Raw genomic sequence first — 3782 nt, forward strand, 5'->3', positions numbered from 1 at the left:
AGCACCGCAATCATGCTCCTCAGCTTCCGCCCGTTCCGTACCGCACCACCCACGTCGTCCGTCCTCCTTCAGCTGCGACCATTGTGCGGCAGCGTGGGAGGGGTGTGGACAGAGCGGGGTGGAATTCGTGCAAAGGGTTGATTTCCTTGGTGGTGGCAGACGCGGATCGGGTGCCGGAAATGCGGGGACAGTTTACTTAATTCGGATCGGGAACGACTGCGGAAGGCGTCGGAACCTGCCGAATTAAGTAAACTGTCCCCGTGTTTCCCTGCCCGACGGTGCAGAGCTGCGATGCTCGCGGCTCGGTCCGGCGGGGTCCCCCCCTCCGCCTCGCTTCGCTCGGCACCTCCCCCCCACTCCGTGGGGTTGGAGGATGGGCGGCAGCGTTGCCGGCGCTTATCCTCAACCCCACGAAGTGGGGGGGAGGTGGCGTCGCGAAGCGACGACGGAGGGGGGGGGTGTGGAGACGTAGGGGGGAGTGGCGTCTGTGGCGACGACGGCGGAGGGGGGAGGGTCGTGGGGCATTGCGGGGCGACCGATGGCGACACCCATCCCGATCCGCCTGGCGTCGATGCGCGGGAGCGTTGCCGTCTGCCAGGCCTGTCGTACCGGGCCTGCGACGCCCGAGGTTTGGTCGCGCGGACTCCCCCCCTCCGCCCACTGCGTGGGGTTGGAGGATGGGCGGCAGCGTTGCCGGGCGCTTGTCCTTCAAACCACGCAGCGGGAGGAGGTGGCGTCGCGCAGCGACCCAGCTCACTGCCCCTCCCCACTCCCCACTCCCCACTCCCCACTCCCCATTCGCCACTCGCCATTCGCCTTTCGCCATTCGCCCCTCGCCCTTCCGTCCCGCCAAGCCCTGCCCCCCCTGTCACGGCCCTGTCATCCGCCTCGACTACCCGGACCGGAACGCCAACCGCGACGGATTCGCCATCATGACCGACCTGTCCGCCGACATCGCGCTCGATCCCCGCCGTCACATCCGCAAGGCCGTCTACCAGAACGGTCCGTTCTCGGCCGCCGGGCTGTCGGAGCGGCTGTTCGCGCTGGTGTTTTCCGGGCTCGTCTATCCGCAGATCTGGGAGGACCCCGAGATCGACATGGAAGCGATGGCGCTCGGCGCCGGGCACCGGGTCGTCACGATCGCGTCGGGCGGCTGCAACGTGCTCTCCTACCTGACCCGCGAACCGGCCCGCATCGACGCGGTCGACCTCAACCGGGCGCATGTCGCGCTGAACCGGCTGAAGCTCGAGGCGGCGCGGCGGCTGCCCGCGCAGGAGGACTATTTCCGCTTCTTCGGCGCCGCCCGCGTCGGCCACAACGCGCAGGCCTACGACCGTTTCATCGCGCCGCATCTCGACCGCGAGGCGCGCCGCTACTGGGAGGCGCGCGATCTTTTCGGCCGCCGCCGCATCGCCGTCTTCGACCGCGACTTCTACCGCACCGGCCTGCTCGGCCTCTGCATCTCGATGGCGCACGGCGTGGCGCGGCTGCACGGGGTCGACCCGCGGGAGATGATGGAGGCGAAGGACCTGCGCGCCCAGCGCATCTTCTTTTCCGAACAGCTGGCGCCGCTGTTTCGCCGCCGCCTCATCCGCTGGGCGGCCTCCAACAAGGCCTCGCTGTTCGGCCTCGGCATCCCGCCCGCGCAGTACGACGCGCTGGCCGGTGACGAGACCATGGCCGACGTGCTGGTGGAACGCGTCCGCAAGCTCGCCTGCGACTTCCCGCTGAAGTCGAACTACTTCGCCTGGCAGGCCTTCGGCCGCCGCTATCCGCAGCCCGGCGAGGCGGCGCTGCCGCCCTATCTCGAGGCCGGCCATTTCGACGCGGTGCGCGCCGGCTCGGCGCGCGTGACGGTGCACCAGGCGAACTTCACCGAGCTCCTGTCGCGCAAGCCGGCCGGCTCGGTCGACCGCTACGTGCTGCTAGACGCGCAGGACTGGATGAGCGACGCGCAGCTGAACGCGCTGTGGACCGAGATCACCCGCACCGCCGCCCCCGGCGCGCGCGTCATCTTCCGCACCGCCGCCCTGCCGACGCTGCTGCCCGGCCGCGTCTCCGACGGCACGCTGGCGCAGTGGAGCTACGAGGCCGACGCCTCGGCCGAGTTCACCGCCCGCGACCGCTCGGCGATCTATGGCGGCTTCCACCTCTACGTGAAGCGGGGCTGACGATGGACCGCGCGGCGCCCGACCATGCCCAGCTGATGGACGGCGTCTACCGCGTCCAGCGCCATTTCTACGACGCGACGCGCAAGTACTACCTGCTCGGCCGCGACCGGATGATCGACGGCCTCGACGTGAAGAACCGCGGCACCGTGCTCGAACTCGGCTGCGGCACCGGCCGCAATCTCGTGCTCGCGGCGCGGCGCTATCCGGGAGCGCAGTTCTTCGGCCTCGACATCTCGTCGGAAATGCTGGCCACCGCCGAAGCCGCCATCGACCGCGCGGGCCTGTCCGGTCGCGTGGCGCTCGCCCGCGGCGACGCCACCCGTTTCGAGCCGCGCGCGCTGTTCGATACCGGCCGCTTCGACCGCGTCTTCGTCTCCTACGCTTTGTCGATGATCCCCGGCTGGGAGCGGACGGTGGCGCTCGGCCTCGACGCGCTGGCGCCCGGGGGTGAACTGCACGTCGTCGACTTCGGCGGCCAGGAGCGGCTGCCCGGCTGGTTCCGGGCGGCCCTGCGCGCCTGGCTGGCGAAGTTCCACGTCAGCCCCCGCAACGGCCTGCGCGCGGTGCTTGAGAAGGAATGCGAGCGGACCGGCGCAAGCCTCTCGATGGATTCGCTTTATCGCGGCTACGCGGTGCACGCGGTGCTGCGCGCCCGCTGAGCGCGCGGCGCTCGATTACGGGCAAGCGAGCGACACCCGCGCCCCTCGCCTCCCTCGTCGCCGGCAGATCCTCGGGCTTGTCCCCATACGCGCTAACATAGCTGCCGATGTGCAATCGCGTGCCGTCGTCGCGGCGGCTCGCGTAGTCGATGGAGCAGACGTTCGATCGGGATCTGTCTGGTGGGTCCCTGCAAGACTGCCAGGGAGATGTTGGCGAGCGCCATGGCTGCGAGACGCCAGATCGGGAGGGCGGCCGGGTTCAGGCGGCCAGGGGGAGAGAGTCCGGCGCCTCGGGTTCGAGGGCCGGCAGGTCGTCTTCGGTCAGCAGGGCGGCCAGAAGGGCGGTGTTGATCCACAGGCGCGCCAGGTCGGGATCTTTTGCGCGGAGGTCTTCCAGGCCCACCAGCGACTTCATCCGTTTGAACGCCAGCTCGACCTGCCATCGCAGCCGATAGGTCGAGGCGAGCCGTTCGGGCGGCCAGCCGTCCGACGGGAGCGACGTCAGCAGCACCAGACAGCCGGCCATCTCGATGCCGGCCTCGCTGGGCTCGTACCCCGCCTTGGCGGCCAGACGGCGCGCCGCGCGCCTGGCCTTCGCCGCCGCCTCGGGCGGCAGGGGCAGGATCACCACCCGGGCGGCCACCTCGACCTTCGACTTGCGGTCCTGGATCCTCACCGGCCGATCGAGCACGCCCTTCTCGCCCGCCTCGCGGCACAGCGCCAGACGATCCAGCAGCCGACCCTGGTCATCCAGCAGGCGCGGATGGGTCGAAGGGGCGCGAACCAGGAACTCGCCGCCAGCCTCGACCACCCGAGCCAGATCGTCCGCCCTGGCGTGGGCGCGATCGGCGATCCGCAATTCGCCGGCCTGGACGACGCCGCGCGACAACCGCTCGGCATCATGCCGATCGGTCACGTCCACCGAACACAGCCTGAGCCTCGAGAGGTCGAA

General features: G+C 70.3%; 3 protein-coding genes. 2 read left to right on the top strand and 1 reads right to left on the bottom strand.

Going from position 1 to position 3782, the window contains the following annotated elements:
- Nucleotides 1-932: 932 nt before the first annotated feature.
- Together N1F91_RS30725 and N1F91_RS30730 are read left to right on the top strand one after the other, a co-directional pair.
- Nucleotides 933-2171, top strand: coding sequence for a DUF3419 family protein (locus tag N1F91_RS30725; protein ID WP_289997714.1), 1239 nt, complete (start codon nt 933-935; stop codon nt 2169-2171).
- A gap of 2 nt (nt 2172-2173) precedes the next feature.
- Nucleotides 2174-2830 carry a class I SAM-dependent methyltransferase gene (locus N1F91_RS30730; protein WP_289997715.1) on the top strand — a complete coding sequence of 219 codons (657 nt, stop codon included), beginning with the start codon at nt 2174-2176 and terminating at the stop codon, nt 2828-2830.
- 259 nt (nt 2831-3089) lie between these two features.
- Here N1F91_RS30730 and N1F91_RS30735 read toward each other — a convergent pair.
- Nucleotides 3090-3782 (bottom strand): transposase (locus N1F91_RS30735; protein ID WP_289997717.1); only part of this gene is annotated, 693 nt, incomplete at its 5' end.

Origin of the sequence: Aquibium sp. ELW1220 (genome assembly GCF_030398385.1) — a bacterium.
In the GTDB taxonomy this organism is placed as follows: domain Bacteria; phylum Pseudomonadota; class Alphaproteobacteria; order Rhizobiales; family Rhizobiaceae; genus Aquibium.